Origin of the sequence: Arthrobacter wenxiniae (assembly GCF_013376105.1) — a bacterium.
GTDB classification, from domain to species: domain Bacteria; phylum Actinomycetota; class Actinomycetes; order Actinomycetales; family Micrococcaceae; genus Specibacter; species Specibacter wenxiniae.
Window position 1 is genome coordinate 286,084 of the sequence record NZ_JAAMFM010000002.1, and the last position, 24,492, is coordinate 310,575.

Consider the following 24,492-nt stretch of genomic DNA (forward strand, 5'->3'; position numbering starts at 1 on the left):
CCCGGAACCGAAGCGCCGCGGGGCGCGTCAGGGCCGGAGCATGACCTTGATGGCGCGGCGCTGGTCCATGGCGCGGTAGGCCTCGGCGGCGTCCTCCAGCGGCATGACCGAATCGAAGACAAGGCCGGGGTTGATGGTCCCGTCGAGCACGTCCCTGAGGAGTTCGGGGATGTAGGTCCTGGCGGACGCCATGCCGCCGGCCACGTGGATGTTCGAATCAAAGAGGTGGCGCAGCGGGATTTCGGCGCCTCCCGTGGGCACGCCGACGAACCCCAGGCTGCCGCCGGGGCGCGTGCTGTGCAGCGCCTGCTCCATGGATTCCCTGGTCCCCACGCATTCAAGGACGGAGTCAGCCAGGACGCCGCCGAGCAGCTCGCGGACCTTCGCAACGCCGCGGTCCCCCCGCTCGGCCACGATGTCAGTGGCGCCGAACGTCACGGCCAGCGCCGCGCGGTCCGCGTGCCGGGACATGGCGATGATCCGCGTGGCGCCCAGCCGCCTGGCGGCCAGCACCCCGCACAGTCCCACGGCGCCGTCGCCCACCACGACGACGGACCGGCCGGGTCCCACGTTGGCGCTCACCGCCGCGTGGTGCCCGGTGGCCATGACGTCGGAGAGCGTCAGCAGGCTGGCGGTCAGCGCATCGCCGGGTTCGGTGATGCCGGGGACCTTGACCAGGGTGGCCTCGGCCTGCGGGACCCGCACTGCCTGGCCCTGGCCGCCGTCGACAAAGAGGCCGTGCTCGTCGGTGTCGCCCCAGCCGGCGATGTGTTCGCAGGCGACGGTCACGCCGTTGAGGCACTGCGGGCACTTTCCGCAGCTGTCCACGAACGGGGCGATGACGAAGTCGCCGGCGGCCAGTTCCGTCACGTCCGCGCCGATGCTCTCCACGATTCCGACAAATTCGTGCCCGATGGCGGAAGGCCCGCTGACGGCCTTGACGCCGCGGTACGGCCACAGGTCCGAGCCGCAGACGCAGGTGGCGGTCACCTTGACCACGGCGTCGCCGGGCAGCCTGACGGTGGGGTATTCCCTGTCCTCGACCCTGATGTCGCCCGGTCCGTAAATCATTGTTGCGCGCATGGGATGCTCCTCAGTCCGTGGTTGGTCCACGTCGAGTCTAGTGACGCCGCGGGGGCAGGAACCGGCAGCGGCACCGCGGCGGCCAGCCGCGCCCGCCGTTGGGCGGGGTCAGCGCCCGCCCAAGGCGGCGGCCCCCGCGGACTGGGCTGGCGCCGTCGTGCGTCCCTCCGCCAGCAGGTGGTTGGGGAGCCTGTTTCCCGGCGCCCGCCCGCGGATTTCGAGCAGCTCGCGGGCGTGGGCGTGCAGGCGCTTGTCCTCCTCCGACACCGGAACCCAGGGCGGAACCGGCACCGAGTCGCCCGCCGCGTCGCGTGCCACCATCACGGTCAGGCAGTAGGTGGTGAGGTTCATCTCGCGCCCCTTGGGATCCCCCGACCGGACATGGACCGCGATGTGCATGCCCTTCGATCCCGTGTAGACCAGCCGCGCCTCGACTTCGACCACATGGCCAATCAGCAGGGGCCGGTAGAACCGCACGCCGCCGGAAAACACGGCCACGGTGTCGCTCCCGCAGTAGCGGGAGGCGCACAGGTAGGCGGCTTCATCGATCCAGTTCATGACGATTCCGCCGTGCACCTTGCCGCCCCAGTTCACGTCCGTGGGGGCGGCCATGAACCGCAGCACCACGCGCTCGGCCGTTCCGGCATCGGTGTATTCCTGGGCCTTCATGGCCGCCACGATCTCTTCCCGGACCTTGATCCGGGCCAGGGCGTCATCGCGCTGTTCGGCCTCCCCCGGCGTGGCAGGCTCAAAGGGTGTCACCGGGATGGGCTTTCCGTCGTCGCCCACGGCGACGAATATCACCATGCACTGGCTGCGCATCGTGGGGACCCCGCCCTTGGGGTCGCCCGAGGACACCACGGTGCGGATGTGCATCGACGACCGGCCGGTGTAGACAATGGTGGCCTCCACCTCCACCATGTCGCCGCTGTTGACGGGGTCCGCAAAGTGGATGTTGCCCACGTAGGCGGTGACGCAATAGGACCGGGCCCAGCCGACGGCGGCGGCGTAGGCCGCCTTGTCCACCCACTCCAGCACGGTGCCGGCATCCACGGAGCCGCTGTGCCCGACGTCGGTGGGTGCTGCAAGGAAGCGAAGGGTCACGGCATTGGCAGGCGTCGCACTCATGGTGCGAGTCTATTGAAGTCCCGGGCATCCCCAACGCGGGACAGTCTCATGCGCCGTTCCGCCCGTCACAATCGGCGCCAGTCCCCGTCACTGCAGGATGAGCACGTCCAGTGTCCGGGGGCCGTGGACGCCTTCGACCCGTTCAAGTTCGATGTCGCTCGTGGCGCTGGGGCCGCTGATCCAGGTCTGGGGGGCGGTGGCTTCCAGCCGGGCGACGGCTTCGGGCAGCACCTCCACGATGTCCGCGGCGCGGAGCACGCAGACGTGCCTGTCCGGGACCAGGGAGATGATCCGCCGGCCCTGCGAGGGGCTGCCGTCGAGCATGATGGTGCCCGTCTCGGAGACGGCCACGGCGGCCGCCGTGACCACGGCGTCCACCGCATCCAGCTCGGCCACGGTGAGGCGCCGCTGCGGCGAGTCGACCGCCACGGCCGGGGACCCGGCGTCGTCCGTCCCGGCGGGCGGCAGCGCCGAAAGCCACTCCTGCGGCAGCCCGTGCGGGACCACGACGGAGGCGGTCCCGGCGAGCAGTTCGGCCAGCTTCCCGGCTGCCTCGGCCGCGGGGACCACGAACACGCTGGCCTTGTAGTCCACCAGCCGGTCCACGAGCTGCTCCAGGCGCTGCTCCGCCGTCATGGCCGACACGCGGCGGTAGTTGCGCGGGATGTCCGGCACGGCCGGGGCGTCGCGCAGTGCGGCCCCGATCCTGTTCAGAATGTCCTCGCGGGCGCTCATGCCTGGCCTCCTTCAGATTCGGTGGGGCTGCCGGTGCCTGTTCCGTTGGTGGTGCCGGTTCCGGGCACGACGCCGTCCGGCGCCTTGTGGTCCCTGGCCCACCACTGGCGGAAGGACTGGCCGGGCGGGGCGGGAAGGTCGCGGGACCGGGTCCACTTCCCGGCCAGGCCGGGCAGCTTCTTGATGACCTTGTCCCGTCCGGCGGCGAGCCTGCCCAGCGGCAGGCCCTTTTCCAGCAGGCCCAGGTGCGCGCCGTCGGAGAAGGCCCACTCGGCGCCCTTCATCATCAGGTCCATCTGGGTGGGAACCTTGATCGTGGCCCGCCTGGAGTCGACGTCCTCCCCGCGCAGGTGCACCAGGATCTCGGGGATGTTGATCTTCACCGGGCATGCGTCAAAGCAGGCCCCGCACAGGGAGGAGGCGTAGGGCAGCGAGTTGTTTTTCTCGCTCTTGATGCCGGTCATGAGCGGGGACAATATGGCGCCGATGGGGCCCGGGTAGGTGGAGCCGTAGGCGTGGCCGCCCGTGCGTTCGTAGACCGGGCACACGTTCATGCAGGCGGAGCAGCGGATGCAGTTCAGCGCCGTGCGGCCCATTTCGTCGGCGAGCGCGGCGGTGCGGCCGTTGTCCAGCAGGACGAGGTGCACGTTTTGCGGGCCGTCGCCCGGGGTGACGCCCGTCCACAGGGAGGTGTACGGGTTCATGCGCTCGCCCGTGGAGGAGCGCGGCAGCAGCTGCATGAACACCTCCAGGTCGCTCCAGGACGGGAGCAGCTTTTCAATGCCCATGACCGTGATGAGCGTGTCCGGCAGGGTCAGGCACATGCGGCCGTTGCCCTCGGATTCCACCACCGTGAGCGTGCCGGTGTCCGCCAGGCCGAAGTTGGCGCCGGAGACGGCCACCTTGGCGGTCAGGAACTTTTTGCGCAGGTGCCTGCGCGCGGCCTCGGCCAGGCGGGCGGGCTCGTCCGTCAGCGCCGGGTCCACGTCCTCCATTTCGCGCAGGAAGATCTCGCGGATCTGGCTGCGGTTCTTGTGGATGGCCGGCACCAGGATGTGGCTGGGCTTGTCGTGGTCGAGCTGCACAATGAGCTCGGCCAGGTCCGTCTCAAACGCGGCAATGCCTTGGTCCTCAAGGTATTCGTTGAGGCCGATTTCCTGCGTGGCCATGGACTTGACCTTGACCACCTCGGTTTCGCCGGTGGCACGGACCAGCGAAGTGACAATCTCATTGGCCTCCTGTGCGTCGCGGGCCCAGTGGATGGTGCCGCCGCGGGCCGTGAAGTTGGCCTCAAACTGCTCCAACAGCGCCGGAAGCTGCGCCATGGTGGCGTTCTTGATGGCGCTGCCGGAATCGCGCATGTCCTCCCAGTCGGGAAGCTCGGCCACCACCTTCAGGCGCTTGTCCCGGATGGTGTGGGTGGCGTGGCCCAGATTGGCGCGCAGCTGCGCGTTGCCCAGTTCCCGGTGGGCGGCCTTGGGAAACGGTTCGGTCGCGTTGAGGTTGCCGTGCCCGTACGCGGGCAGGGCGGGCATGCCGAGGAAGGTGCCGCTCATCGCCGTCCCCCTGCCAGCTGGACGTCGCCGGCCACCGGGACCGGGTTGTCCAGCGTGCTGGCCAGGATCTCCGCGAAGTGCAGGGTGCCGACCTTGCTGCCCTGCCGGGAGAGCCCGCCGCCAATGTGCATCAGGCAGCTGGCGTCCCCGCCCGTGCACAGCTCCGCGCCCGTGCCGCAGATGTTCGCGGCCTTGTCCTCCAGCATGGCACCGGAAACGTCGGCGTTCTTCAGCGAGAACGTGCCGCCAAAGCCGCAGCACTGGTCCGCCTCGGGCAGCTCCACCAGCTCAATGCCGGCCACGCTCGCGAGCAGCTTCAGCTGGCGGTCTCCCAGCTTGAGCAGGCGCATGCCGTGGCAGCTGGGGTGGTAGGTGACCTTGTGCGGGAAGTGGGAGCCAAGCTGCCTGGCCGCGTCCGTCACGCCCAGGACGTCGGTCAGCAGCTGGGAGAGCTCGTAGGTCTTGGCACCGACGACGGCGGCCCTGGCTTCCAGCGCGGCGTCACCGCAGCGCCGGGCCACCAGTTCGTGCTGGTGCTTGACGCTGGCGACGCAGGAACCGGACGGCGCCACCGCGACGTCGTAGTCGTCGGTGTCGAAGGCCCTCACATGGTTCGCCACCACCGGCAGCGCTTCCTTGAAGTAGCCGGAGTTCACGTGCATCTGCCCGCAACATGCCTGCCCGGGCGGAAAGACCACTTCGTGGCCCAGCCGTTCCAGGATGGCCACCGTGGCCCGGGCCGTGCGCGGATACATCGCATCCACAATGCAGGTGGCGAAGAGCGCAATTTTCATAAGACCATCCTTCGGGGCAACAACACACCAGTGTGGTCTGACCATACTAGGCGGGGGGCCCAAAGTCCAGCAAAAAGTTCGCTAAACGTGAGGTTGGCCACAAGGGCAAAATTCAGGCTACACTTTTGTGGTCGGACCACAGTGGTCGGACCACGACCTCATCGGTTAAGACATCAAGCAAGGGGATTTCCGTGGACCATTTCACCCCCGCCACCGACCCGGTTGCGGGCAGCGTGGCCATCTCGGCTCTCATGGCGCTGCTACCGCTCATAACGTTCGTCGTCCTTCTGGCCGTCGTGAAGACCAAGGCCCACGTGGCCGGCGCCTGGTCCCTGCTGGCGGCCGTGGCGGTCGCCGTGCTGGGCTATCACATGCCGATTGGCCTGGCCGCGCTGTCAGCGTCGCAGGGCGCCGTGTTTGGCGCGTTCCCGGTGCTGTGGATCGTCATCATGGCCGTGTGGCTCTACCGCGTCACCGTCATCAGCGGCCGCTTCGAGGACCTGCGCGGCATCTTCGACGTGATCGGCGGCCGCGACGTCCGCGTCCAGGCCATCCTCGTCGCCTTCTGCTTTGGCGGCCTGCTCGAAGCCCTGGCCGGATTCGGCGCGCCCGTGGCGATCACGGCCACGATGCTCATCGCCCTTGGCCTGTCACCCCTGCGGGCGGCCGCCACCGTGCTCGTGGCGAACACCGCCCCCGTCGCCTTCGGCGCCATCGCCATCCCGATCACCACCGCCGCCGGGCTGACCGGCCTGGACGCGGGCCACATCGGCGCCATCGTCGGGCGCCAGGCGCCGGTCCTCGCCGTGATCGTGCCGCTGATCCTGCTGGTCATCCTCGACGGCGTGCGCGGCCTGCGCGAGTGCTGGCCCGTCGCCCTCGTGACCGGCCTGTGCTTCGGCATCGCCCAGTTCCTGTGTTCCAACTACTTCTCCTACGAGCTGACCGACATCGTCGCGTCCCTCGTGGGCCTGGCCGGGGCGTACCTGTTCCTGCGTGTGTGGAAGTCCAGGGGCCACGACGCGGCCCGCGAACGCCTCACTGTGGGCGCCCTGGCCGGCGCCCTGGCTGGTGGTTCCGCCCCGGCCACGGGGTCCGCCCGCCCCGGCGGTCCGGTTTCCGCAGGCGGCGAAGCCACGCAAGGCAGCGCGGCGCCGGCCGGGGACCCCGCGAAGCTCACCGGCGCCCGGGTGTGGCTGGCGCTGTTCCCCTACCTGCTGGTCATCGTGGTCTTCGGCATCGCAAACCTCTGGAAGCTCGGCGTCAACATTCCCGCCTGGCTGGCCACAACGAACGTCCACGTGCCGTGGCCGGTGCTGCACGGCGCGATCGTGGACGCGGCCGGCAAGCCCGTCTCCTCGACCGTGTACAACTTCCAGTGGCTTTCCAGCCCCGGCACGCTGCTGCTGATCACGGGCCTGATCGTTGCCGCCGTGTATGCCGCCTTTGACGGCGGGGGCCGGTTCCCCATCACCATGCGCCAGGCCGTGGCCGCGATCTACCACACCATGTACAACATGCGCTGGGCGGGGGCGACCATCATGCTGGTCCTCGCGCTGGCGTACGTCATGAACCTCTCCGGGCAGACCGTGGCGATCGGCACCTGGCTGGCCAGCACGGGCGGCTTCTTTGCCTTCCTTTCCCCCGTGCTGGGCTGGATGGGCACTGCCGTCACCGGCTCGGACACCTCCTCCAACGCACTGTTCGCGAAGCTGCAGCAGGCCGCCGGCATCAAGGCCGGCATCGACCCCCACCTGCTCGTGGCGGCCAACTCCTCCGGCGGCGTCGTCGGCAAGCTGATCAGCCCGCAAAATCTCGCCATCGCCGCCACGGCCGTGGGCATGGACGGCCAGGAGTCGGTCCTCCTGCGCAAGGTGATCGGCTGGAGCGTGGGCATGCTCGCGGTGCTGTGCATCCTGGTCTACCTCCAGTCAACGCCCGTGCTGGGCTGGATGCTGCCGCGGGCGTAATGCCTTGAAGCCCGCAGGCCCGTGGCAGGATGGATCCGTGACAGGGACAACGGATCGGGCCGCGGGCCCGCGCGCGTACGAGGCCGTGCTGGCCAGCATCGAGGCCGAGCTGCGGTCAGGGGAGCTGAACATCGGCGACCGCCTCCCGGGCGAGCGCACCCTCTCCGAAAAGCACGGCATCTCACGCGCCTCGGTGCGCGACGCCATCCGCATCCTGGACGTCATGGGCCTGGTGCGCACCGCGACCGGGTCGGGTCCGAATTCAGGGACCATTCTCATCTCCGACCCCGCGGCCGGACTGTCCTCGACGCTGCGCCTGCACGTGGCCAGCCGGCACCTGCCCGTCGCCGACATCGTCCAGGCCCGCATCCTGTTGGAAACCTGGGCCGCCGCCGCAGCGACGGAGCGTCCCCTCGACGAACCGTCCCTGGCCCGCGCCGCGGAGCTGCTCGCCCGGATGGACGACCCCGCACTGGACCGCGAGGCCTTCCACGACCTCGACTCGCAGTTCCACGTGCTGCTGAGCACTCTCGCCGGCAATGCCGTCGTCTCCGCCATGATGGAGTCCCTGCGCCTGTCCATCATGGACTACGTCCGCCACTCCGTCACGACCGACGAGCAGTGGCAGCCCGTCGGCCAGGCCCTGCGCACCCAACACCACGGCATCCTCGACGCCGTCACCGCGCGCGACGGGGAGCTGGCTGCCCGCCTGCTGCGCGACCACATCGAATGGTTCTTCACCCAGACCTCCCATTGATCCCGCAAGGAGTGGGCGCCCACGCCCGCTCCGCGCAGGGAAACCAGCCACACTTTCACGCGGCGCCAATCCAAGACCGGGATGCCTACGAACGACCGTCACGGGAACAGTCCAGTTCCCGTGACAGCCGGCGCGGAGACGCAACTCCGCCCTTGGAAAAAGGATTGAAAGCCATGCGCACATCACCGAACCGCCTGCTCGCCACGATTTTTGGAGCCGTCTACCTGTTGGTGGGCGTGGTCGGGTTCCTTGTCACCAGCGGGGTCGGGTTTTTTGCCACGGAGGGACGGAACCTGATCGTCTTCGAGGTCAACCCGCTGCACAACATCATTCATCTGGCCATCGGCGCGGCCCTGCTGCTTGCCGGGCTGGGTTCCGTGACCGCGGCCAAGACCGCCAATTCAACCGTGGGCGCGGTGTACCTGCTCGTTGGCATCGTGGGCCTTTTCCTGACCTCGTCCGCATTGAACATCATCGCACTCAACGGCGCGGACAACGTCCTGCACCTGGCCAGCGCACTGGTGCTGTTGACGGTCGGCCTGTCCCAGGACCGCACCGCCGCCGCCCGGACCGCCTAGCCATGACCGCCCTGCGCACTGCCCACGCCCCCGCCGGTCAGGTTTCCCGCCGCCGGGCCTCCACCGGGTCCGGCGGCGAGCTTGCCAGCCTCTGCGTCGGCATCGCCGCCGTGGGCATGGCCGCGCTGGGCAGCGCCGCCTCCTCCAGCCTGGCCGCCAGCCTGAACGGCACGGCCGGGCTGGCGGCGTGGTGGGGCTGGGCGGCCGCGATCGGTTCCGCCGGCTGGGCGGGGACGGCCTTGCTTTACGCCGTTGCCACCCTCCGGGCCGGCCACCTGCCGCTGCCCGGCCTGGCAGTCCGGGCCGTGGGCGTGGCGGTGTCCGTCCACCTGGCCGGCGTCCTCATTGGCCTCTGGCGCGTGCCCGAGGAATCCAGGTTCCTGGACGTGACCGTGGCATCGCTGCTGGTGCTTGAGCTGTCCGTTCTTGCCCTCATGGGCTGGCAGCGCAATAAGGCGGCCCGGACGCCGTCAGGGCCCGGTGCCGGGTGGAAGCCGTCACCCCTGGGAGTTGTCGGCACGATGTTTGCGGCGTCGATCCTGGTGGCCTCCGTTGCCACTTTGGGACTGGCGGCCTCCACCGCCGGGCAGCTGGCCGTCCCGCACTCCGGGCACGGCTCCCACGGTCCCGGCGGTCCCCTGCCCTCCAACCTGGAACAGTTGAAGCACTCCGGCCACCACCATTGATCGCTAGTGTTCGCTCCAGCAGGCCAGGATGGTGGTGGCCATCTGGTAGGCGAAGGCGGGGCGCCGGACGTGGTTGATGCCGGCAGTGGCCGGCATCGTGGTGGCGTCCACGTGCAGCACCATGTTGTCCTTGGCGAAGACCACGGCGCCCGCCTCCGACTGGTAACCGGGCAATCCGAGGTTGGACAAGCCCTGGATGGGCTTGGCGTCAAGCGACCCCGCCAGCGCCGCGGCGCCTGCCTGTGCTGCCGTGGCCGCGGGGTACACCTGGACGGACATCGTCAAGGTTCCGTCCGACAAGGCATAGTGGCAGGCATAAACGCTGCCGTTCCACGACCAGCTCGCCTTTGGTGGCGAGGGGAGCCCGAGGATCTTGGCGACGTTGCCCCTGGCCTCCGCGGAACAGACCATGGCGGCGGCCTCCGGCGGCGTTCCGGCCGGCTTCCCGCTGGCCGTCCCCGCACCGGCCGCCTTCCCGCCCGCTGCGGGACCCTGCGTTGCTGCCTGCGTTGCCGCCTGCGTTGCGGCGGACTGCACGGAGGGGGATGCGGCAGTGCCTGCTGCGCACCCGCCCAACGGGATTGCCCCCACGGCCAGGCCCGTGATTGTTAGCTGCTTGTTCATTTCCCTGCCTTTTCTTCCCATCATTCATTGCCGGCTAGCGGACGGTCAGGACACCGTGCATGCCGGCCGTGGCGTCGCCGTGGAACGGGTAGCTGCCCGGTTCACCGGGTGCCTTGAAGGTTGCCGTGGCGCCGGCGGCAACCTTGACGCTGAAGCTGTGGCCGTCGTCGGAGGTGACTGTGTAGGCGGCGGTGTCCATGTTCATCACGGTGACCATGGACCCGGCCGCCACCGGGGCGGCATTGCGGCAGTGTCCCGATTCGAGGTGAATCATGCCGCTCATGGCATTCCCCGAGCCGGTCATGGCCGGCATGGGGGTGCCGGCCGCCAGGGCAGGCGCGGCCGGGGGTGCCGGCCGCCGGGGCAGGCGCGGCCGGGGTGGTGCCGGCAGACGGGGTGGTGCTGCAGCCGCCCAGGACCAGCATGGCTGCCAGGGCCGCGGCGGCGGTGAGTTGTCGTTGAGTTTTCATGATCGTCCAATCCAAGGAATTCTTCCGCCGGGTTCCGGTCGCTGGCGGGCTACGGGGTGTGGCTGGAGACCAGGTGGCCGTAGACGACGGTGTTTTCGGTCCATTCACCGGTGGTTTGGTTGAACCCGCCGCAGGTGATGAGGCGGATTTCGGCGCGGTTGGTGTTGCCATAGACGGCCAAGGTGGGGAAGGTGGCCTTTTTGACCTCCGCGAGCTTGTCCACCTGGAAGACTGCGACGCTGTGGTCCGCACGCGTCACGGAGAACCGTTGGCCCCGCCTCATTTCATGGAGCCGGTAAAACAGGCCTTCAGGCGAGGCGAGGTTGTTGACGTGGCCCAGGATGACGGCGGGACCCAGCTGCCCGGGCGTAGGCGAGTATTTGTACCAGCCCCCGGGGTCTCCGGGCTGGCCGCCGGGCACGTCCATGCTGCCGTCGGCAGCCTGCCCCAGGGGCACCAGCAAAGTGTTGATGCCGATTTCGGGCACCTGCAGCCTGACCGGAATGGAAGCCGGAAGGATGGGGCCCACAACGGCCGGCCCGGCCGGCCTGGCAGGTGCCGTGGCCGGGGCCGCGGAAGGCGACACGGACGACGTCGGGCGCGGGGTTGCGCTGGGGCGGGCCGGCGCCGCAAGGGCCGTGGACGGCGCAGCTGCCGCGACTCCGGGACTTTGGGGGGCACACGCCGTGGTGCCGAGCAAAACGCCGGCGAGCAGGAGGCCGGCCGCCGCGGATGCGGCAAGGCGCCCGCGGCGGCTGGTCTTGTCCTTCATGGTGATTCAGGCCCCGTCAGTTCGACGCGGTCTTCTTGCGGCGCAAGGCCACAAAGGCGCCCGCGGCCAGCACCAATGTGCCTGCCCCCGCGAACAGCCCCAGCTCGGGCGACGTTGCGGTGCTGGCCAGCGCCGCCGTCTGGGCCAGGCCCGTGCCGGGGGCCCCGCCGGGCATCGCACCCATCTGGGATGCAACAATGGAGCCGCACAGGGCCGGTGACGTGGCGGCCAGGGGCAGGGAAGGCACCAGATCGCTCTTTTCCTTCTGTGCGGCGGCCGTCAGGGTGGCCGGGTCCAAGCCGTGGACCACCACGACGCCGGTCCCGGCCTTGAGCGCGGCGATGGTTGCCGCGTTCATGGTGAATGAGCGCTGATAGCTGTAGGAGGCGCCCATGCCGGCCACCTTCAGGTCCAGGGCAGCCTTGTCACTGGTGTCGCCGCTGGTGGAAAGGGTGGTGCCGATCTTTCCGTAGGACGGGCCGCCCTCGGTGGTGCTGATGACCCCGTCCTTGTTGGTGTCGGCGGCCGGAGTGGGGCACACGCCTTGGCCGCCGATGTGGATGTGCTGCACGTGCGGGTAGGGCGCGCCGTTGAAGGTGGCCGCCAGCCCGCTGACATTCTCGGTGACCGTTGCCTGGTCCCCGGTCAGGGAGATCATGACACTGCCGGTGGCGTTGCTGCCGTTGATGGCGCCAAGGTTGGCCTGCCAGGTGGTGGTTCCGTTGTCGGCGGCCATGGCGCCGGCGCCGGAGAGCGACATGGCGGCAAGCGCCACTACCGGTGCAATCAGGAAAGCAGATTTCTTGTGCATAAGAGATTCCTCCTCATCAAGTGACGGCCCGATTCCCGGGGCGTCAGGTGTGATTCGGAACACGACACCCCGCGGATTGGGGTATTCAACGCTTTTCTTTGGCGACTCCCGGATCTTCCGTAGCCGCACCCGGCGGCCCGGGGACCCCGGGGGCAAGGCGCAAATTAAAGTTCCCCGGACACGTCCCAATCCGGCGGCGGGGATGCTCCGAAGTACTCCCTGACAGCCCGCACCGCCCGGCGGCATGGAGCACGAATGGCCCAGGCGGCGGCAAGGGAAGCAAGCGGAGACCATCCGCTTTCAAGGCATGGAGAACCATCATGAATGCAACGAAGACGTCCACCACCCGCAAGAGCCTCAGCCTCGGCATGGGACTCCTCGCCATTGCCGCCATGGGCCTGACCGCCTGCAGCGGCGGCAGCACCGCCGCGCCGGCAAAATCGGACGCCCCCATGGCCACCTCCGCCCCGGCGGCCACAACCCCCATGGCTGCAGCCGGGGACCTGGTGGGCCCGGGCTGCGCCGCCTATGCTGCGGCCGTCCCGTCAGGCGCCGGCTCCGTGGCGGGCATGGCCGCCGATCCCGTGGCAACGGCGGCGTCGAACAACCCGCTGCTGAAGACGCTGACCGCGGCAGTGTCCGGGAAGCTGAACAAGGACGTGAACCTGGTGGACACCCTGAACTCGGGCCAGTTCACGGTCTTCGCGCCGGTTGACGACGCCTTCGCCAAGATCCCGGCGGCCACCATCGACGGGCTGAAGACCGACTCAAAGGCGCTGACGTCCATCCTTACCTACCATGTGGTCCCCGGCCAGCTCGCGCCCAGCCAGATCGACGGGACGCATGCCACGGCCGAAGGCGCCACCGTGAAGGTCACCGGCAGCGGGGACAACATGATGGTCAACGGCGCCAAGGTCGTCTGTGGCGGCGTGAAGACGGCGAACGCCACCGTCTACCTCATCGACTCCGTCCTGATGCCCCCGGCCAAGAAGTAGCAGGCCAGGAAGCAGCAGGCAAGAAAGCAGCAGGCCAGGAAGCAGCCCCGCGGGCAACCGCGGGCAACACGGACCGCAAGGAAACGCACCATGGGCAGCAGCCATGACAAAGTAGAGACCATGCGACTGCCTTGGTTGCGGCCGGTGGAGCCCCTTGCCCCGCCCACGCACGAAGACCTGATCCGCCTCGTCGCCCTCGGCGACGAGGCGGCCTTCGCCGAACTCTACGACGCCGTCGCGCCCCGGGTGTTCGGCCTGGTGCGCCGCGTGGTCCGCGATCCGTCGCAGAGCCAGGAAGTCACCCAGGAGGTCTTCCTGGACGTCTGGACGCAGGCAGCGCGCTTTGACGCGGACCGGGGGAAGGCCATGGCCTGGATTCTGGTCATCGCCCACCGCAGGGCCGTGGACCGCGTGCGGGCCAGCCAGGCCAGCCGGGACCGCGACCTTCGCCAAGGCATCAAGGAATACCAGGAAAGCTACGACGACGTCGCGGACACCGTGGAAACGACCCTGGAGGCCGAACGGGTCCACAGGGCCCTTGAGACCTTGACGGTCCCCCAGCAGGAGGCCATCCGCCTGGCCTACTATGGCGGCTACACGCACCAGGAAGTGGCGCAGCTGCTGAACATTCCGGTGGGCACCGCCAAGACAAGAATTCGTGACGGCATGATCAGACTACAAGACAGGTTAGGGGTGGCGTAATGGAACTACAACTGCATCTGCTGACCGGCGCGTATGCGCTCAACGCCGTCACCGACGCCGAGCGGACCGCCTTCGAACGCCACGCCCTCGGAGACGCGCAGACACTCGAGGAGGTGCGCAGCCTTAGCGAAACCGCCGCGCTGCTCGCCTGCGGAACACCCGAGGAAACCCCTCCCCCGGAGTTGAAGGCCAACGTCATGGCCGCCATCCGCAACACCCGCCAGCTTTCCCCGTCCGCCGTGGTCCGGGACCTGGGCACGGCCCGCACCCCCCAAAGGGGCACGACGGCGCGTCCCCGGCTCTCGGGTCCGCCGCGCCGCCGGTGGGTGCCGGCCCTGGCGGCCGCTGCCGCCTTGCTGATCTTCGCGGGCGCCGGCGTGGGCGGCTGGGTGGTTGGCCAAAGTTCCGCGCAGCAGGGGACGGAGCAGCGGCTGGCCGCGGAACAGGCACAGCAGGCGGCCATGCTGGCGATCATGGGGGCGCCGGATGCGAAGATTGCCACCGCAAAGGTTGGCGCCGGCACCCTGGTGACCATTGCGTCCTCGGGGCAGGCCAACCAGGCGGGCATCCTGGTCAAGGACATGCCGGCCGCGCCCGCCGGAAAGTCCTACGAGCTGTGGTTCATTACCGCGAAGGGTGCGGTGGCGGCCGGGCTGATGGACGTTTCCGGCACCGCGAGCAGTGTCCAGGTCCTGAAGGGGCCCCTCGACGGAGCCACACACATCGGCATTACGGTGGAGCCCGCCGGCGGCTCGCCACAGCCGACCACCACGCCGATACTGCTTCAGGCCATTTAGTTCCGCGGCCGGGGGCAGGGACTGCCCCTGAGGCGGGCGCCCTTGGGGGCGTCCGCCTCGTCCAATCCACCCGGCGGCCGGCTCCGAAGTACAGGCAAGCAGCGCCGCCCGCCTGAACTGCGGCGGCGAACGTCACGCCCCAAGGAGCCCGTCATGGGAACACGCAGCAAGGAACCAGCAACAGGACGCCCCGGAAGCCGCACCCGGCGGCTTTTGGCCTCGGCCGCAACGGGCGTCATCGCCGCCGGGGCCCTGTTTGCCGTGGCGCAGCTGCTGTCCGCGTTCTTCAGCGCGGCATCGTCCCCCCTGACCTCGGTGGGATCCACGTTCATCGACTTCACCCCGGCCTGGATGAAGAACTTTGCCATCGCGACCTTCGGCACCAATGACAAGACCGTGCTGCTGCTGTCCGTGGCGGCCGCCGCCATCGTCCTCTCCGCCCTGGCCGGCGTGGCGGCCCGCAAATGGTTTGCCGCCGGCGCGGGGATGGTCGGCGCCTTCGCGGTCGTCATGGCGGCCTGCATCATCACCCGGGCCGGCGCCACCGTCCCCGACCTCCTGCCGCTGCTGGCCGGCACGGCGTCCGGACTCGCGGTGCTGCGTTTCCTGACCGGTGCCGCAACGCCGCGCCACACGGCGCCGGCCACCGGCGGCTCCATGGACTCCGGTGCGGCCCGGCCCACCCGCCGGACGTTTTTGGTGAGGTCGGCCGTCGTGGCAGGTGCCGCCGTCGTCGTTGGCGTTGGTGGAACCCTCCTCTCCACGGCGCGCAACACGGCCCGCCAGGTGCGCGCGGCGCTCAAGCTTCCCGATCCCCGGACGCCGGCCGCCGCCCTGCCCGCCGGCGTCCAGTCGCCCGTCCAGGGGGTGGCACCGTTTGTCACCCCCAACGCCGACTTTTACCGGATCGACACCGCGCTCGTGGTCCCCGAGCTGGACCCGGGCAACTGGGCCCTGCGCGTGCACGGGATGGTGGAGAACGAATTCACCATGACCTTTGGCGAGCTCCTCGCCGCCGAGCTGGTGGAAACGTACGTGACGCTGACCTGCGTGTCCAACGTGGTGGGCGGGAATCTGGCCGGCAACGCCAAATGGCTCGGATATCCGCTGCGCGAGGTCATGGCCCGGGCCAAGCCCAGGGCCGGGGCGGACATGGTCCTCTCCACGAGTTCCGACGGGTTCAGCGCCTCGACGCCGCTGCCCGTGCTGCAGGACGGCCGCGACGCGCTGCTGGCCGTGGGCATGAACGGCGAGCCGCTGCCCCTGGAGCACGGCTTCCCCGTGCGCATGGTGGTGCCCGGGCTGTACGGCTTTGTCTCGGCCACCAAATGGGTGGTGGACCTGGAGGTGACCACCTTCGCGGCGAAGGCCGGCTACTGGACCTCGCGCGGCTGGTCCTCGCACGGTCCCATCAAGACGGCTTCCCGCGTGGAGGTGCCGCGGGCCCTGGCGCGCGTGCCCGCAGGCAGGGTGGGCATTGGCGGCAGCGCGTGGGCCCAGCAGCGGGGCATCTCGAAGGTGGAGGTCCAGCTGGACGGCGGCGCGTGGCAGGCGGCAACCCTGGCCGCCGAGGCCTCCGTGGATACGTGGCGGCAGTGGTCACATGAGTGGGACGGCGCCGCGGCGGGCACGCACAACGTCCGGGTCCGCGCCTACGACGCCGACGGCACCTTGCAGGATGAGCGGCAGGCCTCGCCGGAGCCAGACGGCTCCACCGGCTGGCACTCCATCACCTTCACCGTGGTTTAGGCAGGCACGACGCCGGACCCCGGGTGCCGCCGTCGTGCCTGCTCCCGCGGCGCCGGGCTCAGAGGCCGATGGGGCCGTTGCGGTAGACCAGTTCGGCGCGGCCGTCGTCCAGGTGGTAGGTCAGGCCCACCACGGCAGTCTTTTGGCTGGCGACGCCGTCGGCGATGATGGGGGATTCCTCCAGCAGGCGGGCGGCTGTCTGCTTCACGTGCTCGGCCACCATGGAATCAACGCTGCTGGCGCCGTCGATGCGCAGGGCCGCGAGGACGGACGGGGTGATGAGGTCCACGATGCCGCGCACGTGCCCCGCCGGCATGGCCCCCGTCTCGACGGAATTCTTCGTGGCCGTGACGGCGCCGCAGCTGTCATGGCCCAGCACCACGATGAGCGGCACGTCCAGGTACTCCTCGCCGAACTCGATCGACCCCAGCGCGGTGTTGTCAATGACATGGCCGGCGGTGCGGACCACAAAGGCGTCGCCCAGGCCCATGTCAAAAATGATTTCGGCAGCCAGGCGGGAGTCCGAGCAGCCAAAGATCGTCACAAACGGTTGCTGGCCGCGGGTCAGGGAAGAGCGGCGGGCCGCATCCTGGTTGGGGTGGGAGGCGGCGCTCTCCACGAACCGCCGGTTTCCCTCCATGAGCGTGGCCCAAGCCTCCGCGGGGGTGCCGGGGTGGGCGCTTACGTTGGCTTCGCCTGTCATGGATGTGTGCCTTTCGCCTGGTCGGTGTTTCAACGAGCGGGCGGGATGCCATGCGGCCAACGCCACCACAGTTTTATTTCTATCATGCGGCCCGCCCTGCCCCGGCCCGCCCTGCCCCGGCCCGCCCTGCCCCGGCCCGCATGACGGCGCGGGACGCGGGCTGCAGTGCCGCCACTGCAGGGCCCCGCCCGGTGTTGCTTGCCAGAGGCCAGGTGTTGATGGCTAAAGGAACGGGCGCAGGGGGACGATGACGGTTTCACTGAATCGTGCCAGCCAGGGACGGGCACCCCATTCTTCCAGCCTCAGTTCATCACTGTTGCCGCTGTCGATTTCGAAGACCTCCTCCATGTTGGCCGCAAAGGCCTCGTCGTGGATTTCGAGATTCGTTTCGTAATTTCCGGTCAGGCTCAGGCGGTCAATGTTTGCCGTGCCGATGGTCGACCATTGTCCGTCGATGGTGGCGGTCTTTGCATGGATCATGGCGTCGCGATACAGCAGGATCCGGACACCGGTGTCCAACAGGGTCCTGTAGAAGCCGCGCGACAGCCAGTCGGAGAGAACATGGTTGGAATCGCGGGGCAGGATGAGGCGCACATCCACGCCGCGCCCGCTGGCTTCAATGAGGGCCTTGAGGATCTGCTGGTCAGGAATGAAATAGGCCATCGTAATGTAGATGTGGGTCTTGGCCCGCCCGATCGCGTCCAGGTAGACCCCCCGGATCGGGTAGACCAGGCTTGTCGGAATGTTGTTGACCGCCCGGATCCTCGACTCCCAGCCCTCGGGGGTCGTGTGGCGAATCTTCGGGTTCCGGCCGGCAAACTGTCCGTTCCACACCGTGACGAAGGCGTTGCGGATATCCCACACGGACGTCCCGGTGACCCGCAGGTGGGAATCGCGCCATTCCGTGGCGTAGAGCGAGCCAATGTTGTAGCCGCCCACAAAACCTGTCTGATCGTCAACGACCAGCAGCTTGCGGTGGTCCAGGCTTGTGGAACGGATGCTGCCCAGCACCAGCGAGGGCCTGAACATGGGGAAGCGATAGACGTGGATGGCCGGATGGAACTTGAAAAATGAGCCGGGAACCACGAGGTTGGCAAAGACGTCATAGATGACGTAAACCTTGACTCCGCGCTCAGCGGCCTCGTTCAGGGCGTCCTTGAACTGGTTGCCGGTTTCATCGTCCTTCCAAATGAACGTCTCAATGAAGATCTGCTTTTTCGCACCGCGGATCGACGCGAGCATGTCGGCATACAGGTCGGCACCGAACGTGTAGAGCGTGATGTCGGATTCACCGATGCGGCTGTGAAAAATGCCGGGATGGGGGAATCCAGGCCGTTTGGACCGGGACCGGCGCTTGATCGCATCCCAAATAACCAGGCCCGCCATCACCGAACCTTGTACGGACGCCACGGCGAGAGCGGTTCTCAGGACGGTTTTCTTGGCTGCCGCTATGGCAGGGGCGGGCGGCGCATGATCCATGACCACAGCCTAGCCTCCGTCACCCACGGTTGCGGAGACCGTCCGGCGCGGATCCCGTGTCGCGCGCGACGGCGCGGCGATTCCGGGTGACGTCCACCGTGGGCCGGAGGCTGGCCGCCTCAGAGCTCCGTGTCGTCGATTCGCCTTGTCTGCCTGACGATCTTCTCTCCGTCGTCGGGTGCCACCACGGTTCGCCGGGTGGACGTGGAACGGCGCCGCCGGAACGTATAGATCAGGCCCAGCACAAAGACCACCACGCCGGCCGCCATGAAAATATCCCCCACCAAGGCGACGTCAATCCAGGCCAGTCGAATGGTGAGCGCAAACCTAAGGACTGCGCCAATGACAAAAAGCACAATGCCGGAACCAATGCTCATGCCGGACTCCTCTTTTCTCAACGATTCAATGGGTGGAGCAAATTGCCGGGCGTTCAGCCCATTGCCCCATACTGCCTCCAAAGACAAGGAAAGCCCAGCATCCGGCCCAACTCATTGCCGTCCTGCCGTGTCCGTCCTGCCATGTCCGTCCTGCCCGGTGGCGCCGACGGGCGGGGTCGGCCGCCGTCGCTCCCTGGACACTGAACGTCCAATTTCGCGGTCGAAGATGTTTGAAGATCCCGTTTCGGGGGAACTGTAGTGGTTGAGGCTCGCGGCGCCCCTGCCGCGCAGCCCGTGAAACCGAACCAAGCGGGGGCCTTTCGGTCCGACGCACGTTCATTCGCTGAAGGAGACAACCATGGGTGTCGCAGACAAGTTTGAGAACAAGGCCGAAGAGCTCAAGGGCAAGACCAAGGAGCACATCGGCTCGGCCACGAACGATCGGGACCTTGAAGCCGACGGCAAGGCAGATCAGGCCAAGGCCGGCGTAAAGCAGGCTGGCGAGCACCTCAAGGACGCCGCAAAGGACGTCACCGGCCGCTGATCCAAGTACGAACCACCCCCATGGGCCTTTTGGGCCCACACCCATTCGACCCCTGAAGTCGAACCAATAAGGAGCTGGCACATGAGCTTTATCGCATTCCTCATTCTGGGACTCATCGTTGGTGCGATCGCGAAAGCGATCCTGCCAGGCCGCCAGGGTGGTGGCATTCTTCTGACCATGCTGCTGGGCGTCGTCGGCGCGTTGCTCGGCGGATGGATCGGAGCAGCGATCTTCGGCGTCGGGCTTGAGAACTTTTGGAGCCTGCAAACCTGGCTCGTCGCGATCGTGGGATCACTCGTCGTCTTGGGCGTCTATGGCGCCGTTGTGCGCCGCCGCGCCTAAAATGATCTGGCAATCACCGGCGCGTTCATCATGCACCGCGTTCATCAGGCATGACGACACGGCCGGCGGCCGCCGTGCAGTGAATTACCGCATGGCAGCATGACTTTCCGGACCGTTGGGGCGGCCCGCCCCGCGACCTTTTCGGAGGACGCGACCTTTTCGGAGGACGCGGGGTGGGCCGGACTCACTGCCCCATCGGATATTGTTGCCCGCCGGCGACCGGAACCGTTCTTGCCGGGCATGGCGCATGCCCTCGGATGGTGGCGGCGGTCTGCGATGCAGGTGTGGACACTACGCGGCTTCAGCCAGGCGGCGCCGGAGACGGTTGAGCAGCTGCTTGAGCTGTCGGGAAATCTGCATCTGGCTGACGCCGAATTCCAGGGCCATCTGCCCTTGCGACAGCTCCTCGACAAAACGTAGATGGAGCAGCCTCCGGTCTTCCTCGCTCGCGCCGCGGAGAACGGCTTCCACGGTCAGCTTTTGGTCAATGCGTTCGTATCCCGGGTCATCCAGCGCCGGAATAATGCCGCGCCCCAGGCCGTCATCCCTCGATGGCGGGTCATCCGTCAGAATCTGCTGGGCCACCATGTCCCTCTCCGCGATCAAGGCCTGGGTGGTTTCCCTGACGGACATGCCTGTCGCCGAACTCAGCTCGGCGGACGAGGGCTCACGTCCCAGGCGCTGCGTCAGTTCGGGGCGCACCTGCCTGATCCTGAGCCGTGCTTCCTGGATTGGCCTGGGTGGCCGCACCGCCCAGGATTGGTCCCTCAGGTATCTCTTCAGCTCCCCCGTGATGGTCGGCACCGCAAAAGCCATGAACCCGGACCCCCCGGTCTCGCTGTACCTTCCGGCGGCCTTCACAAGTCCGAGCCTGGCCACCTGCTGCAAGTCTTCGGGATCACACCCCGTGGCGCGGTACCGGCGGGAGAGAGAGTCGGCGAGTCCGATGAACTGGAGCACCAGCAGTTCGGTTCGGGCGGCCGACTCCTGCAGCGCATTGCCGGGATTCTGGCCCCGCACCTGGGGAGCCGTTCCGGCGTTGCCGTTGCCCGCGGCCTGGTTCCTTCCCCCAGGCAGCGGGCCTCGCGGTGCCGGGCCCCGCGGTACCGGGCCCCGTGGTTTCACGGACATCAGGCGGCGCCCGTCCGCCGCGGGCAGAGGGCTGCATGACGGATCACGGCGAGTTGCCCATCAGGGATGAGGTACCCTTCCCAGCGGCGGCCGTTGTCCGGAAGAAAAACCGTCTCGGCGGGGAACGTCCGGTGGCGGTGCCTGCCGGAGGCCACAGCCCAGACCACCCGGACGTGGTTCCCCTCGAGGGCAACCACGTATCCATGGATCTCGGTGCCCGCATCGTTGACCACGACCTGCACCGCCGTTTGCGGCAGGGCAGTGGAGGATTGCGCATGAGCGGGCCCAGCCTGACCCGAAGTGTCCGCTTGCTTCGTTGCCGTCGACACTATTTGGCCAGCATGTCTTCAGCGGAGCAAACGGCGGTCGACGGCCCCGATGCCTTTGGACCGCCAGCGCCTTTGAGCGGGAGCCCGTTCCGGTGCAACGCCGCCACAATGGCTTGCTCGCGCCGGGACAGTTCCGCGATTCGTTCCGGGCTGGCGGTGTTCCTGTGCTCGTCTTCAGCCTGGGCCAGCTGCACTATCAAATCCCGCACAGTGGCCCGGCCGAGGTCGTCGTCAGGTGCGGTGCCGTTCATGGCTTGGGTTGGTTCCATCCACGAAGCCTATTTCTCAAAGGGGGTCAACTTCTTCACCCTTAGGGGTGGACTTGACCGCCCTTAAGTGGCCTAGGGTTGGGGAATGGAAAGCCTTCGCGTCGCACTGGTGGATGACTATGAAATCGTGCTGCGGGGGCTGGAGATGATGCTCCGGTCCTACGGGAACACCCTGGAGGTCGTCGAACTCGACCTCAATCGAAATGTGGACGCACCGGTCCATCTCACCCTCTACGACACTTTTGCGGCGACCCCGGGGGACGGTGCGGACGTGCACGAACTGGCACGCAATCCGCTGGCCGGCAAGGTAGTGGTCTATTCCTGGGACCTCAACGAATCACGGATACAAGCCGCACTGGGTAACGGTGCCAGCGGATATGTTTCCAAAGGGCTGCCCGCAGCCAGCCTGGTCGAGGCCCTCCACGCCATCCACAGGGGAGACGGCAAAGTTTTCCCCGGCCCCAGCGGCCAAGCGAAATCCAGCCTCGGTGACTGGCCCGGCCGCGAGGAGGGCCTGACCCAACGGGAGGCGGAGGTGCTCGCACTGATCACTCAAGGATTGAACAACGCCGAGATCGCCGGCAGGGTCCGGTTGTCAATCAACACCGTCAAGACAGTCATCCGCAGCTGCTACCGCCGCATCGGCGTGGCCGACCGCTCCAACGCCATCCTCTGGGGCCTTGAGCACGGGTTCATTCCCGACCACAAACGTGTCCAACCAGGGCAATAAGAAGGGCCATGCCGGGAGGCGACACCCAAGCTGCGTGTCACAGTGAAAACCGGGCCTCCGCTCGAGTTCGGCCACGCCCTCCGCCAGGTCCGACGCCGACCATCCCACCGGCGCCCCCGGCCTCCCCAGCGGCTCCCCCTTCGATGACGGCGGAATTCCCATTCTGTGGGAATGATATTTTCACCATCCCCGCGCATTGAGATGCTGTGGTCATGAACACAGCAAAAACAGATCTTGCCGTGACGGGGCTCGTCCAGCGGGGCGGGGTGTGGAAGCGCCAGGAAATCCACATCGCCAATGGGCAAATCACGGCCATCTCAGACCCGTCGGCCACCACGCAGGCCGCTCGAAGGCTGGACGTTGGTGACGCATACCTTCTTCCCGGCATGGTCGACGCCCACGTGCATTCGCTTTCACATCCGGGTGAGGGCGTGGCCGCGGCAACCCGGTCGGCGGCGGCCGGTGGCGTCACCACCATCGTGGAGATGCCTTTCGACCTCGCCGGTCCCATCAACTCCGTGGAGCGCATCAGGGCCAAGCGGGAACTGGTGGAGCAGGAGGCGTTTGTCGATGTGGCCCTGATGGGCACCCTGGCTCCCGAAGGCGGCTGGCGCGCGGCGGAAGCCGTCAGCAACGCGGGCGCCGTCGGTTTCAAGGTCTCCCTTTTCAACACGGATGCGGCCAGATTCCCCCGGATCGACGACGCCGAGCTCCGCAACGTGATGGCCGCAACCGGCGGCGCAGGCCGAACGGTTGCCGTGCATGCCGAAAACAACGAAATCGTCCAGGCCATGCTCGCCATTGAGAAGGCGAACAATCCCCTTGATCCCAAGGCCCATGTCCGCAGCCGCCCTCCGGTCAGCGAGATAATGGGGGTGTTGACGGCGCTTGAAATAGCCTTCGAGCAATCTGCCAAACTCCACCTTTGCCACCTGAGCCTCCCCCGATCTGTCGACCTGGTGAACTGGTACCGCGAACAGGGCTTGGACGTGACCCTTGAGACGTGCCCCCACTATCTGACGTTTACCGAAGATGACCATGACGTCCAGCGGGGAAGGTTGAAGATCAACCCGCCGCTGCGCAGGCCCGCGGATCGCAATGGCATGTGGGACCGGCTGTCGGCGGGAAAGATCGACGTCGTTTCCTCCGACCACGCTCCGTGGCCCACGGAGTACAAGGACAATGAGGGCATCTTCGCCAACCATTCAGGCGCCCCGGGCGTGCAGACATCGATGGCCGTCACCTTGTCGGCCGCGCTTGAACGAGGCACGGACGCGTTCAACGCCGCGGTCAGGTCCCTGACGTCGGCCCCGGCAGAACGGTTTGGTGTGGGCCATGTCAAGGGAAGCCTTGAAGTTGGCTTCGATGCCGACATCGCGGTCTTCGATCCACGCGACGCGTGGGACATCGACGCCGGCGACATGTTCTCAAACGCCGGCTGGACCCCGTACCAGGGCATGACGACTGCTGGCCGCGTGACCACCACCATTTCCCGCGGTACCGTCGTCTGGGACGGCACGGAACTCATCGGCGCACGGGGCCGCGGGGCCGTCGTCGAGCATGCCTGAGACCACGCACGGGTGGCGACGAAAGGAACGGCATTGAGCCTGTCTTCCCTCAACCGAGGGCTCAAGATCCTGACGATGATCGCCGATAGCGGCCGCATGCGCGTCGACGAGGTTGCCTCCGCCCTCGACATTCCGCCGTCGTCCGCCTACCGCTACATCAAGCTGTTTCGCGAGACCGACTACCTCTACGAGCTGGACGGCTACTACTATCCAGGCGTCCGGGTGTCCAGCAGGGACGAGCAGACGGAAAAGCAGCACCTGGTGGAAGTGGCAGCCCCCGTGCTCAACCGCTTGTGCAGCCGGAGCGGGGAAACGGTGATCCTGACGGTCCGCGTCCAGATGGCCGCGCTCTGCCTTGAACGGCTCTCGCCCCGGCGGGCAGATGCCCTGTCGTTCTACCGCGGCTCAGTGCGGCCCCTCCATGCCGGGGCCAGCGCGACGGCCCTCCTTGCCTACGCCCCGGCGGATGTCGTGGCCACCGTGGAGAAGGGCGGCATGCGAAAATTCACTGCCGTCACCCCGGACGCCAGCCGCTTGAAGGTCTTGTTGCCGGCCATCCGCTCCAACGGATTCTCAGTGAGCGAAGGCGAGGTCGACCCGTTCATGGTGGCCGTCGCCGCTCCCGTGTTCCGGCATGGCCACTGCATCTGCGCCGTGAGCATCGCCGGACGCCAGCAGCGGCTCAGCGGCCAACGTCTGGACGACGCCGTTGAACTGGTGTGCAACGCCGCGGCAGAACTTGGCCATGAGCTTGAGACGGCCGCGGGCTCCGCGGCCTGGATGACAGAGGAGGGCTGGTAGGCCCCACTGCAC

Annotated in this window: 28 protein-coding genes; 13 read left to right on the plus strand and 15 right to left on the minus strand. The window is 67.8% G+C overall.

Features of this window, described 5'->3' with window-relative positions:
• Positions 1-27: 27 nt before the first annotated feature.
• From G6034_RS02990 to G6034_RS03010, 5 genes are all read right to left on the minus strand, one after another.
• A complete protein-coding gene (locus G6034_RS02990) occupies positions 28-1,083 on the minus strand; it encodes a zinc-dependent alcohol dehydrogenase family protein (RefSeq protein ID WP_176633598.1) in 1,056 nt (351 codons plus the stop codon).
• 108 nt (positions 1,084-1,191) lie between these two features.
• On the minus strand, positions 1,192-2,211 hold the full coding sequence (locus G6034_RS02995) for an acyl-CoA thioesterase (protein WP_176633599.1): 1,020 nt from the start codon (positions 2,209-2,211) through the stop codon (positions 1,192-1,194).
• 87 nt (positions 2,212-2,298) lie between these two features.
• Positions 2,299-2,946 (minus strand): LutC/YkgG family protein, encoded by a 648-nt coding sequence (locus G6034_RS03000; protein WP_176633600.1) that lies wholly within the window; start codon positions 2,944-2,946, stop codon positions 2,299-2,301.
• Positions 2,943-4,502: a LutB/LldF family L-lactate oxidation iron-sulfur protein gene (locus tag G6034_RS03005; protein WP_176633601.1), complete on the minus strand. Its 1,560-nt coding sequence runs from the start codon at positions 4,500-4,502 to the stop codon at positions 2,943-2,945. The genes G6034_RS03000 and G6034_RS03005 overlap by 4 nt, the downstream gene beginning before the upstream one ends.
• Entirely contained in the window at positions 4,499-5,296 is a 798-nt protein-coding gene (locus G6034_RS03010; RefSeq protein WP_176633602.1) for a (Fe-S)-binding protein, read from the minus strand. Before G6034_RS03010 ends, G6034_RS03005 begins: the two co-directional genes overlap by 4 nt.
• Before the next feature lie 191 nt (positions 5,297-5,487).
• Between G6034_RS03010 and G6034_RS03015 the strand changes: the two genes are divergently transcribed.
• The 4 genes from G6034_RS03015 to G6034_RS03030 all read left to right on the plus strand — a co-directional run bounded on the left by G6034_RS03015 (position 5,488) and on the right by G6034_RS03030 (position 9,287).
• A complete protein-coding gene (locus G6034_RS03015) occupies positions 5,488-7,266 on the plus strand; it encodes an L-lactate permease (RefSeq protein WP_343037911.1) in 1,779 nt (592 codons plus the stop codon).
• A 37-nt stretch (positions 7,267-7,303) separates the two neighbouring features.
• Positions 7,304-8,023 (plus strand): FCD domain-containing protein, encoded by a 720-nt coding sequence (locus G6034_RS03020; RefSeq protein WP_176633603.1) that lies wholly within the window; start codon positions 7,304-7,306, stop codon positions 8,021-8,023.
• Positions 8,024-8,196: 173 nt separating this feature from the next.
• Complete coding sequence (locus G6034_RS03025) at positions 8,197-8,601, plus strand: DUF4383 domain-containing protein (protein ID WP_176633604.1); 405 nt, start codon at positions 8,197-8,199, stop codon at positions 8,599-8,601.
• Positions 8,602-8,603: 2 nt separating this feature from the next.
• Entirely contained in the window at positions 8,604-9,287 is a 684-nt protein-coding gene (locus G6034_RS03030; RefSeq protein WP_176633605.1) for a hypothetical protein, read from the plus strand.
• A gap of 3 nt (positions 9,288-9,290) precedes the next feature.
• Here the strand turns inward: G6034_RS03030 and G6034_RS03035 are convergent, their stop codons facing one another.
• The 4 genes from G6034_RS03035 to G6034_RS03050 form a co-directional block, all read right to left on the minus strand.
• The gene (locus G6034_RS03035; RefSeq protein ID WP_176633606.1) at positions 9,291-9,911 is read right to left on the minus strand and encodes a hypothetical protein; all 621 of its coding nucleotides are present in this window, start codon (positions 9,909-9,911) and stop codon (positions 9,291-9,293) included.
• A 34-nt stretch (positions 9,912-9,945) separates the two neighbouring features.
• Positions 9,946-10,194, minus strand: a complete 249-nt coding sequence (locus tag G6034_RS03040) for a cupredoxin domain-containing protein (protein WP_176633607.1) — start codon at positions 10,192-10,194, stop codon at positions 9,946-9,948.
• 236 nt (positions 10,195-10,430) lie between these two features.
• Positions 10,431-11,153: a class F sortase gene (locus G6034_RS03045; RefSeq protein ID WP_176633608.1), complete on the minus strand. Its 723-nt coding sequence runs from the start codon at positions 11,151-11,153 to the stop codon at positions 10,431-10,433.
• A 16-nt stretch (positions 11,154-11,169) separates the two neighbouring features.
• Entirely contained in the window at positions 11,170-11,964 is a 795-nt protein-coding gene (locus G6034_RS03050) for a hypothetical protein (RefSeq protein ID WP_176633609.1), read from the minus strand.
• 320 nt (positions 11,965-12,284) lie between these two features.
• On the opposite strand from G6034_RS03050, the gene G6034_RS03055 reads away from it, so the two are divergent.
• From G6034_RS03055 to G6034_RS03070, 4 genes are all read left to right on the plus strand, one after another.
• Positions 12,285-12,959 carry a fasciclin domain-containing protein gene (locus G6034_RS03055; RefSeq protein WP_246295235.1) on the plus strand — a complete coding sequence of 225 codons (675 nt, stop codon included), beginning with the start codon at positions 12,285-12,287 and terminating at the stop codon, positions 12,957-12,959.
• A 90-nt stretch (positions 12,960-13,049) separates the two neighbouring features.
• Positions 13,050-13,661, plus strand: coding sequence for an ECF RNA polymerase sigma factor SigK (sigK, locus tag G6034_RS03060; protein WP_425485447.1), 612 nt, complete (start codon positions 13,050-13,052; stop codon positions 13,659-13,661).
• A complete protein-coding gene (locus tag G6034_RS03065; RefSeq protein ID WP_176633610.1) occupies positions 13,661-14,458 on the plus strand; it encodes an anti-sigma factor in 798 nt (265 codons plus the stop codon). Before sigK ends, G6034_RS03065 begins: the two co-directional genes overlap by 1 nt.
• A 153-nt stretch (positions 14,459-14,611) precedes the next feature.
• A complete protein-coding gene (locus tag G6034_RS03070; protein ID WP_176633611.1) occupies positions 14,612-16,207 on the plus strand; it encodes a molybdopterin-dependent oxidoreductase in 1,596 nt (531 codons plus the stop codon).
• 58 nt (positions 16,208-16,265) lie between these two features.
• Here G6034_RS03070 and G6034_RS03075 read toward each other — a convergent pair whose 3' ends face one another.
• From G6034_RS03075 to G6034_RS03085, 3 genes are all read right to left on the minus strand, one after another.
• Positions 16,266-16,910 (minus strand): carbonic anhydrase, encoded by a 645-nt coding sequence (locus G6034_RS03075; protein ID WP_176633612.1) that lies wholly within the window; start codon positions 16,908-16,910, stop codon positions 16,266-16,268.
• 222 nt (positions 16,911-17,132) lie between these two features.
• Positions 17,133-18,296, minus strand: a complete 1,164-nt coding sequence (locus G6034_RS03080; RefSeq protein ID WP_246295236.1) for a phospholipase D-like domain-containing protein — start codon at positions 18,294-18,296, stop codon at positions 17,133-17,135.
• 212 nt (positions 18,297-18,508) lie between these two features.
• On the minus strand, positions 18,509-18,766 hold the full coding sequence (locus G6034_RS03085) for a DUF6458 family protein (RefSeq protein WP_176633614.1): 258 nt from the start codon (positions 18,764-18,766) through the stop codon (positions 18,509-18,511).
• 358 nt (positions 18,767-19,124) lie between these two features.
• On the opposite strand from G6034_RS03085, the gene G6034_RS03090 reads away from it, so the two are divergent.
• The gene (locus G6034_RS03090) at positions 19,125-19,310 is read left to right on the plus strand and encodes a CsbD family protein (protein WP_176633615.1); all 186 of its coding nucleotides are present in this window, start codon (positions 19,125-19,127) and stop codon (positions 19,308-19,310) included.
• 81 nt (positions 19,311-19,391) lie between these two features.
• The gene (locus tag G6034_RS03095; protein WP_176633616.1) at positions 19,392-19,652 is read left to right on the plus strand and encodes a GlsB/YeaQ/YmgE family stress response membrane protein; all 261 of its coding nucleotides are present in this window, start codon (positions 19,392-19,394) and stop codon (positions 19,650-19,652) included.
• Between the two features lie 291 nt (positions 19,653-19,943).
• Here the strand turns inward: G6034_RS03095 and G6034_RS03100 are convergent, their stop codons facing one another.
• The 3 genes from G6034_RS03100 to G6034_RS03110 all read right to left on the minus strand — a co-directional run bounded on the left by G6034_RS03100 (position 19,944) and on the right by G6034_RS03110 (position 21,381).
• On the minus strand, positions 19,944-20,672 hold the full coding sequence (locus G6034_RS03100; protein ID WP_176633617.1) for a sigma-70 family RNA polymerase sigma factor: 729 nt from the start codon (positions 20,670-20,672) through the stop codon (positions 19,944-19,946).
• Between the two features lie 110 nt (positions 20,673-20,782).
• Positions 20,783-21,016, minus strand: coding sequence for a hypothetical protein (locus tag G6034_RS03105; RefSeq protein WP_176633618.1), 234 nt, complete (start codon positions 21,014-21,016; stop codon positions 20,783-20,785).
• Between the two features lie 95 nt (positions 21,017-21,111).
• Positions 21,112-21,381, minus strand: coding sequence for a hypothetical protein (locus G6034_RS03110; protein ID WP_176633619.1), 270 nt, complete (start codon positions 21,379-21,381; stop codon positions 21,112-21,114).
• Between the two features lie 85 nt (positions 21,382-21,466).
• Between G6034_RS03110 and G6034_RS03115 the strand changes: the two genes are divergently transcribed.
• The 3 genes from G6034_RS03115 to G6034_RS03125 all read left to right on the plus strand — a co-directional run bounded on the left by G6034_RS03115 (position 21,467) and on the right by G6034_RS03125 (position 24,480).
• Positions 21,467-22,111, plus strand: a complete 645-nt coding sequence (locus tag G6034_RS03115; RefSeq protein ID WP_176633620.1) for a response regulator transcription factor — start codon at positions 21,467-21,469, stop codon at positions 22,109-22,111.
• 212 nt (positions 22,112-22,323) lie between these two features.
• A complete protein-coding gene (locus G6034_RS03120) occupies positions 22,324-23,679 on the plus strand; it encodes a dihydroorotase (protein ID WP_176633621.1) in 1,356 nt (451 codons plus the stop codon).
• 33 nt (positions 23,680-23,712) lie between these two features.
• Complete coding sequence (locus G6034_RS03125) at positions 23,713-24,480, plus strand: IclR family transcriptional regulator (protein WP_176633622.1); 768 nt, start codon at positions 23,713-23,715, stop codon at positions 24,478-24,480.
• Positions 24,481-24,492 lie beyond the last annotated feature (12 nt).

Excerpts from the sequence above, each read along its gene's own strand:
- G6034_RS02990 (WP_176633598.1), bottom strand. The coding sequence starts at position 1,083 with ATGCGCGCAACAATGATTTACGGACCGGGCGACATCAGGGTCGAGGAC.
- G6034_RS02995 (WP_176633599.1), bottom strand. The coding sequence starts at position 2,211 with ATGAGTGCGACGCCTGCCAATGCCGTGACCCTTCGCTTCCTTGCAGCA.
- G6034_RS03000 (WP_176633600.1), bottom strand. The coding sequence starts at position 2,946 with ATGAGCGCCCGCGAGGACATTCTGAACAGGATCGGGGCCGCACTGCGC.
- G6034_RS03005 (WP_176633601.1), bottom strand. The coding sequence starts at position 4,502 with ATGAGCGGCACCTTCCTCGGCATGCCCGCCCTGCCCGCGTACGGGCAC.
- G6034_RS03010 (WP_176633602.1), bottom strand. The coding sequence starts at position 5,296 with ATGAAAATTGCGCTCTTCGCCACCTGCATTGTGGATGCGATGTATCCG.
- G6034_RS03025 (WP_176633604.1), top strand. The coding sequence starts at position 8,197 with ATGCGCACATCACCGAACCGCCTGCTCGCCACGATTTTTGGAGCCGTC.
- G6034_RS03030 (WP_176633605.1), top strand. The coding sequence starts at position 8,604 with ATGACCGCCCTGCGCACTGCCCACGCCCCCGCCGGTCAGGTTTCCCGC.
- G6034_RS03035 (WP_176633606.1), bottom strand. The coding sequence starts at position 9,911 with ATGAACAAGCAGCTAACAATCACGGGCCTGGCCGTGGGGGCAATCCCG.
- G6034_RS03040 (WP_176633607.1), bottom strand. The coding sequence starts at position 10,194 with ATGAGCGGCATGATTCACCTCGAATCGGGACACTGCCGCAATGCCGCC.
- G6034_RS03045 (WP_176633608.1), bottom strand. The coding sequence starts at position 11,153 with ATGAAGGACAAGACCAGCCGCCGCGGGCGCCTTGCCGCATCCGCGGCG.
- G6034_RS03050 (WP_176633609.1), bottom strand. The coding sequence starts at position 11,964 with ATGCACAAGAAATCTGCTTTCCTGATTGCACCGGTAGTGGCGCTTGCC.
- G6034_RS03055 (WP_246295235.1), top strand. The coding sequence starts at position 12,285 with ATGAATGCAACGAAGACGTCCACCACCCGCAAGAGCCTCAGCCTCGGC.
- sigK (WP_425485447.1), top strand. The coding sequence starts at position 13,050 with ATGGGCAGCAGCCATGACAAAGTAGAGACCATGCGACTGCCTTGGTTG.
- G6034_RS03065 (WP_176633610.1), top strand. The coding sequence starts at position 13,661 with ATGGAACTACAACTGCATCTGCTGACCGGCGCGTATGCGCTCAACGCC.
- G6034_RS03070 (WP_176633611.1), top strand. The coding sequence starts at position 14,612 with ATGGGAACACGCAGCAAGGAACCAGCAACAGGACGCCCCGGAAGCCGC.
- G6034_RS03075 (WP_176633612.1), bottom strand. The coding sequence starts at position 16,910 with ATGACAGGCGAAGCCAACGTAAGCGCCCACCCCGGCACCCCCGCGGAG.
- G6034_RS03080 (WP_246295236.1), bottom strand. The coding sequence starts at position 18,296 with ATGGCGGGCCTGGTTATTTGGGATGCGATCAAGCGCCGGTCCCGGTCC.
- G6034_RS03085 (WP_176633614.1), bottom strand. The coding sequence starts at position 18,766 with ATGAGCATTGGTTCCGGCATTGTGCTTTTTGTCATTGGCGCAGTCCTT.
- G6034_RS03090 (WP_176633615.1), top strand. The coding sequence starts at position 19,125 with ATGGGTGTCGCAGACAAGTTTGAGAACAAGGCCGAAGAGCTCAAGGGC.
- G6034_RS03095 (WP_176633616.1), top strand. The coding sequence starts at position 19,392 with ATGAGCTTTATCGCATTCCTCATTCTGGGACTCATCGTTGGTGCGATC.
- G6034_RS03110 (WP_176633619.1), bottom strand. The coding sequence starts at position 21,381 with ATGGAACCAACCCAAGCCATGAACGGCACCGCACCTGACGACGACCTC.
- G6034_RS03115 (WP_176633620.1), top strand. The coding sequence starts at position 21,467 with ATGGAAAGCCTTCGCGTCGCACTGGTGGATGACTATGAAATCGTGCTG.
- G6034_RS03120 (WP_176633621.1), top strand. The coding sequence starts at position 22,324 with ATGAACACAGCAAAAACAGATCTTGCCGTGACGGGGCTCGTCCAGCGG.